Source organism: Cellulosimicrobium sp. I38E (assembly GCF_001647255.1).
Classification (GTDB): domain Bacteria; phylum Actinomycetota; class Actinomycetes; order Actinomycetales; family Cellulomonadaceae; genus Cellulosimicrobium; species Cellulosimicrobium cellulans_E.
Window position 1 is genome coordinate 46,871 of record NZ_LUAZ01000031.1, and the last position, 6,739, is coordinate 53,609.

The following is a 6,739-nucleotide window of genomic DNA, read 5'->3' on the forward strand; positions in this document are numbered from 1 at the left end:
GGCAGCGCGCTTCCGGGCCGGAAGGAGGACCTCATGACAGCACCGGCCGCCCCGTCACCGGGGACGTTCGTCGAGCTCGAGATCGGCGGGATGACGTGCGCCTCGTGCGCGATGCGGATCGAGAAGAAGCTCAACCGCCTCGAGGGCGTCACCGCGACCGTGAACTACGCGACGGAGAAGGCGAAGGTCACCGTCCCGGACGGTGTCGACGCCGCCACGCTCATCGCCGAGGTCGAGAAGACGGGCTACACCGCCCAGCTCCCCCGCGTCGAGGACCCCGAGGTCCCGGAGCCGGCCGAGGCGGAGGACGCCGACCCCGAGCTCACCGCGCTGCGGCAGCGCCTGGTCGGGGCCGTGGTGCTCTCGGTCCCGGTCATCGCGATGGCGATGGTCCCCGCGCTCCAGTTCACGTACTGGCAGTGGGCCAGCCTCGCGCTCGCCGCGCCGGTCGTGGTGTGGGCGGCCTGGCCGTTCCACCGCGCCGCGTGGACCAACCTGCGCCACGGCGCGGCGACGATGGACACCCTCATCTCCGTGGGGACCGGCGCCGCGTTCCTGTGGTCGCTCTACGCGCTGTTCCTCGGCACGGCCGGGGAGCCGGGCATGACGCACCCGTTCACGCTGTCCGTCGCGCCCACCGACGGCGCCGGGAACATCTACCTGGAGGTCGCGGCCGGCGTCACGACCTTCATCCTCGCCGGCCGCTACTTCGAGAAGCGGTCCAAGCGGCAGGCGGGCGCCGCGCTGCGCGCCCTGCTCGAGCTCGGGGCCAAGGACGTGGCGGTGCTGCGCGACGGCGCCGAGACCCGCATCCCGATCTCCGAGCTCGCCGTGGGCGACGAGTTCGTCGTGCGCCCCGGCGAGAAGATCGCCTCGGACGGCACGGTCGTCGCCGGCACGTCCGCCGTCGACGCCTCGATGCTCACGGGCGAGTCCGTCCCCGTCGAGGTGGGCGAGGGCGACGCCGTCACCGGCGCGACCGTCAACGCGGGCGGACGCCTCGTCGTGCGCGCCACGCGCGTCGGCGGCGACACCCAGCTCGCGCAGATGGCCCGGCTCGTCGAGGACGCCCAGTCCGGCAAGGCCCAGGTCCAGCGGCTGGCCGACCGCGTCTCGGCCGTCTTCGTCCCGATCGCCATCGCGATCGCCGTCGGCACCCTCGGTGCGTGGCTCGGCGCGGGCGCGCCCGCCTCGGCCGCGTTCACGGCCGCCGTCGCGGTGCTCATCATCGCGTGCCCGTGCGCCCTCGGCCTCGCCACCCCGACGGCGCTGCTCGTCGGGACGGGGCGCGGCGCGCAGATGGGCGTCCTCATCAAGGGCCCGGAGGTCCTGGAGTCCACGCGCTCCGTCGACACGGTCGTGCTCGACAAGACGGGGACCGTGACCACGGGCGTCATGACGCTGACCGACGTCGTCACCGGCACCGGGGTCGACCGCGCCGAGCTCCTGCGCCTCGCCGGGGCGCTCGAGGACGCGTCCGAGCACCCGGTCGCCCGGGCGATCGCCCGGGGCGCCGTCCAGGAGGTCGGCGCTCTCCCCGTGCCCACGGAGTTCACCAATGTCGAGGGCAAGGGCGTGCAGGGCGTCGTCGACGGGCACGCCGTCCTCGTCGGCCGCGAGTCGCTCCTGGCCGAGTGGGCGCAGCACCTCCCGCGCGAGCTCGCCGACGCCAAGGCCCGCGCCGAGGAGCAGGGCGGGACGGCCGTCGTCGTCGGCTGGGACGGGCGCGCCCGCGGCGTCCTCGTGGTGGCCGACGCGGTCAAGCCCACGAGCGCCGAGGCGATCCGCCAGCTCCGCGCGCTCGGCCTCACCCCGGTGCTCCTCACCGGCGACAACGCCACCGTCGCGCGCCGGATCGCGGCCGAGGTCGGCATCGACGAGGTGATCGCCGAGGTCCTGCCGCGCGACAAGGTCGACGTCGTCAGCCGGCTCCAGGGTGAGGGCAAGGTCGTCGCGATGGTCGGCGACGGCGTGAACGACGCCGCGGCCCTCGCCCAGGCGGACCTGGGCCTGGCCATGGGGACGGGCACGGACGTCGCGATCGAGGCCGCCGACATCACGCTCGTGCGGGGCGACCTGCGCTCCGCGGCCGACGCGATCCGCCTCGCGCGGCGGACGCTCGGCACGATCAAGGTGAACCTGTTCTGGGCCTTCGCCTACAACGTCGCCGCGATCCCGCTCGCCGCGCTCGGCCTGCTCAACCCCATGCTCGCAGGGGCCGCGATGGCGTTCTCCAGCGTCTTCGTCGTGGGCAACAGCCTGCGGCTGCGGTCGTTCTCCAGCCGGGCCACGAGCCCGGCCCCGACGGCCACCACCCCGACCACGCCGACCGCGCAGCTCGCCGGCGTCTGACCGCAGGACCGCCCGGTCCGGACCTCCCGTGCCCGGTGCTGCACCTCCCGGTGCGGTGCCGGGCACGCCCCGTGCGGGAGGCTCAGGCGCGCGAGGCGCTCACCTGGCCGACGACGCGCACCTCGACCTCGACGCCGTCGACGGTCTCGGGGACGTCGACCTCGTCGGAGGTCACGTTGACGCGCAGCAGCCAGTCGTCGACGACGTCCTGCGCCCGCGGACCGCGCACGGGCGCGCCCGACGCGTCGGCGCGGGCGATTCCGACGCCGGTCACGCCGTCGAGGCCCGCCAGCTCGTCGCGGAGCGCGGCCTTGGCCTCGCGGGCTCGTTCGAGGGTCGCCACGGCGAACCACCTCCCGGACCCATTGTGCGCCCGTCGGGGCGTTCGCGGCAGGGCCAGGAGCCCGTGCCGGGCGCCGTCAGTCGAGCAGCGTCGCGCCGAGCCGCTCCAGCACCGTCCCGATCGGGTTGCAGTACGTGAGCCCGGTGCCGTTCGCGCCGCCCGTCTCCGACCCGGCGAACAAGAGGCCCAGCGCCACGCCGTCCTCCCGGTACACGAGCGACCCCGAGTCGCCGCCGCGCGAGAACGGCCCGTCGCGCGTCGACTCGACCTCGATCTGGTCGTCGAACCGCAGCGCGCCGAGCCCGTCGCCGTAGCCCACCACGACGTCGTCGAGCTCGATGGCCGTGACGCGGCCCGTCGTGACGCCCGTGGTCCGGCCGGACTTGCCGACCGCCTCGCCGCCCAGCGCGACCGCCGTCTCCGTGACCCGGCCGACGGGGTACTCCGCGTCCACGGCCGGGTCGTCGAGGAGCGCGACGGCGGCGTCGACGGTCTGCGTGACGCCCGCCTCCAGCGGGACGAGCGCGGCGAGGGTCCCGACACGGTCGTCGGGCGCGCTGCCGCCGTCGGCGGGACCGGGCTGCACGACGACGTCCCCGACCCGGGCGGACGGCGACCCCGCGAGCACGTGCCAGTTCGAGAGCGCGTAGACCGACGCGGCGTCCGCGCCCTCCACGGGCGGCTCGCCGAGGCGCACGAACGCGCCGAGCGTCCCGGCGGTGACGTCCACGTGGGCGATCGAGACGCCCGGACGCAGCGGCCGCACCCGGCCGGTCTCGCCGGTCGCGTAGGCCGTGACGACCGGAGGCCGCAGGCCGGGCCCGCTCTCGCCACCACCACCCCGACCTGCACCGGTCAGCGGGCGGATGCGGCCCGTGCGCCGCACGTCGACCGTGTCCCCCGCCTCCGACGCGACCTTGCGCGCGATGCTGCGCGCCGTCGGCACGCCCAGCCGGTACCGGACCGCGATGGCGTACCCGCCGTCGTCGTGCGGGGCGAGGCCGATCGCGAGGGTGGGCGCGCGCACGACCTCCGCCGCGTCGGGCACGTCGCGCGCCTCGATCGCGGTGCCCGACCGGCCCGGCAGGCCCGACCGCTCCGCGAGCTCGCGCGCGTAGTCCGCGAGCTGCGACTTGATCTCTCGTGCCTTCTGCTGGTCCATCGGTGCACCGTCCCCTCGCCCGACGGACGGCTCCCGCCGTCCGCGTCCTGCCGAGCGAGTCTGACGGCAGCCGCCCACACCCGCACCGCGCCACGCCGACGCAGCCGGTGACACGGCGCGATCAGGATCGCGTGGCCTCGAGGGCAGGACCCGGCCGCGAGCTCCGCGCCCGACGGCCGACGGCCCCGAGCAGCCCCGCGACGACGAGCGCGACGACCGCCGCGACGAGCGTCGCGTGCGCCTGGTGCAGACGGTCGTACACGTACCACCAGTCTGCGCCGTCCGGCTCGCCCGCGGACCGCGCGAACATCTCCGCGCCGTACCACCGGTTCGCCCACGCGACGAGCAGGCTCGCGCCGACGACCGCCGCGACGACCCCCAGCACGCTCGCGAGCCGCCCCGCGCGCTCGGTCCACCGTCGTCCCGCTGCCTGGCCCCCGAGCGTCATGCGGGGCATCCTCTCGTGCCGGCGGCGCTCGGCGCCAGACCCCGGCTCATGCGCGGAGCAGCTGCTCCACGCGGACCGACCGGCGGCGGGCGACGACGAGCGTCGTCACCGCCACCGACGCGAGGCCCCAGAGCACCAGCGCGACGGCGTCACCCGCTCCCCCGGCCGCCCCGGGGTCGACGATCGACGTGAGCAGGCGGAGCGCCGAGCCGACCGGCGGGACGTCGCGCAGGCCCGTGAGCGCGGGCGGGACGGTCGCGACGATGCCGGTCGCGACGAGCAGCACCGCGACGAGCAGGCTGATGGCCCGCCCCACGTTCCCGAGGAGCGCGGCGAGCGCCTGGTTGAGCGCGACGAAGACCACCGACGCGAGCGCCCCGGTCGCGAGCAGACCGATCCAGCCGCCCGCGCTCGCCCCCTCGACCGCGGCGAGGACGCCGCCGACCACGAGGCCGGTCGCGGCGGCGATCCCCGCGGGCAGCGCGAGCGCGGCGAGCGCGAGCCGCCCCGCGGTCCGCGTCGACCCGATGAGCTTGGCGGGCACGGGCGGGAACGCGACGAAGATCGCGAGCGCACCGAGCCACAGGGCGAGGACCGCGAACAGCGGACCGGTCGACCCGGTGCCGAGGTCCTCGACGCCGGGAGCGGCCACGGGGTCCGCGACGACCGTGGAGAGGTTCTCCCGCTCGGCGTCCGTGTACGAGGGGATCTGCTCCGTCGCGTCGCCGAGGCCCTGGGCGAGCTCGGTCGTCCCGTCCGCGAGCTGCCCGACGCCGCCCGCGAGGTCGCCCGCGCCCGTCGCGAGGTCCTGGGTCCCGGTCGCGAGCTGGTCGGCGCCCGTCCCGAGCGCCCCGACACCCGTCGCGAGCCCTTCCGCCCCCGTCGAGAGCTCGCCCGCCCCGCCGGCGAGCTGTGCCGCGCCGTCGGCCACCTGGTCGGCGCCGGTCGCAAGCTGCCCCAGCCCCGTCGAGAGGTCGCGCGCTCCCCCGGCCACGCCCGTCGCGCCCGTGGCGGTCTGCGCCGCCCCGCTCGCGAGCCGGTCCGCGCCCTGCGCGGCCTGGTCGACCCCGGCCGCGAGGGCGTAGAGCCCGGTGGGCCCGTTCGCGCCCGACGGCGCCCCTGCCAGGGCGGCGTTGCCCGCCGCGACCTCGGCCGCGCCGACCGCGAGCGGCCGCAGCGCGGCGAGCTGCTGGTCGAGCGCCACGCAGGCGGGCGACGTCGGGTCGGCCGCGCACCCCGCCTGGACCTTCTGCTGCTCGATCCCGGCGACGACCTGCGCGAGCCCGCCGGCGACGTCTCGTGAGCCCGTCGCGAGCCGGGTCCCGAGCGCCGGGAGCGACGTGGACCCTCCGCCGGGGAGAGGGACGGCCGAGATCGAGGCGTCGAGCGTGCCGAGCCCGCTCGCGAGGTCGGACGCGCCACCCGAGACGCCCGTGACGCCGTCGGCCAGACCCTGGGCGCCGGACGCGAGCGAGCCCGCGCCGGACGCGGACTGCGCGACCCCGTCCGCGACCTGCCGCGACCCGGTGGCGACGCCCTGCGCCCCGGTCGCGAGGTCGCCCGCGCCGGACGCGAGCCGGTCCGCGCCCGAGCCGAGCTCGCCGACCCCGAACGCGAGCGCCCCGGCGCCGGTCGCGAGCTCGCCCGCGCCGGACGCGAGCTGCGTCGCCCCGTCGTTCGCCTGGGACGCGCCGTCGGCGAGCTGGTCGGCGCCGTCCGCGGCCTCGCCGAGCTGCTCGTTCAGGGTCGTGAAGCCGACGAGCACGCCGTCGACGTAGTTCTCGGTGAGCGTCGTGCCGAGCACGGAGGTCGCGGTCGTCGTGACGATGCGCGCGAGCGCCTCGTCCACGACCCGTCCGCCGGGCGCCGTCTCGACGGTCAGCGTGGCCTGGGTCGCGTCGGACGCGTCGCCGCTGAACGACGTGGCCGCGGCGGAGAAGTCCTCCGGGATCGTCACGACGGCGGAGTACGTGCCGTCGGCGAGCCCGGACGCGGCGTCGGCGGCGTCGGTGATGACCCAGTCGTAGTTCGTCGTGCCGGGGTCGGGCTGGACGGCGACCGGCCCGGTGTCCGTCGAAGCCGCACCGCCGCTCACCAGCCCGGCCGTGAGCTGGCGGCCCAGCGGGACCGTCTGGCCGTCGACCTCGACGGGCTCGTCGAGGTTGACGATCGCCGCCTTCACCGTGTCGAGCCGCTCCTGCGGGTCCCACAGCGCCCACAGCAGCAGGCCGAGCACCGCGAGCGGCAGCGCGACGGCGGCGGCCACGGTCCACACGCGTCGCGCGTCGACCCGGGTCCGGGCGCCGGCGGGCGACGGAGCGTCCGGGGTGGTCGGGTCGGTCTGCACCGTGTCGGGCGGGAAGACGCTCATGCGGGCACCTCCTCGGTGCGCGGGCCGACGGCGGACGCCGGGTCGGCGGGGGCGGGCACCGCG

General features: G+C 76.8%; 5 protein-coding genes. 1 reads left to right on the forward strand and 4 read right to left on the reverse strand.

Annotated elements, in window-relative coordinates:
- The first annotated feature begins 33 nt into the window (after positions 1-33).
- Positions 34-2,352 carry a cation-translocating P-type ATPase gene (locus tag A0J59_RS11645; protein ID WP_064316193.1) on the forward strand — a complete coding sequence of 773 codons (2,319 nt, stop codon included), beginning with the start codon at positions 34-36 and terminating at the stop codon, positions 2,350-2,352.
- An 82-nt stretch (positions 2,353-2,434) separates the two neighbouring features.
- Here the strand turns inward: A0J59_RS11645 and A0J59_RS11650 are convergent, their stop codons facing one another.
- From A0J59_RS11650 to A0J59_RS11665, 4 genes are all read right to left on the reverse strand, one after another.
- Positions 2,435-2,695, reverse strand: coding sequence for a hypothetical protein (locus A0J59_RS11650; RefSeq protein ID WP_047231869.1), 261 nt, complete (start codon positions 2,693-2,695; stop codon positions 2,435-2,437).
- Between the two features lie 76 nt (positions 2,696-2,771).
- Positions 2,772-3,857: a hypothetical protein gene (locus A0J59_RS11655; protein WP_064316194.1), complete on the reverse strand. Its 1,086-nt coding sequence runs from the start codon at positions 3,855-3,857 to the stop codon at positions 2,772-2,774.
- 121 nt (positions 3,858-3,978) lie between these two features.
- A complete protein-coding gene (locus tag A0J59_RS11660) occupies positions 3,979-4,305 on the reverse strand; it encodes a hypothetical protein (RefSeq protein ID WP_064316195.1) in 327 nt (108 codons plus the stop codon).
- 46 nt (positions 4,306-4,351) lie between these two features.
- Positions 4,352-6,676, reverse strand: coding sequence for a YhgE/Pip domain-containing protein (locus A0J59_RS11665; RefSeq protein WP_082918958.1), 2,325 nt, complete (start codon positions 6,674-6,676; stop codon positions 4,352-4,354).
- Positions 6,677-6,739 lie beyond the last annotated feature (63 nt).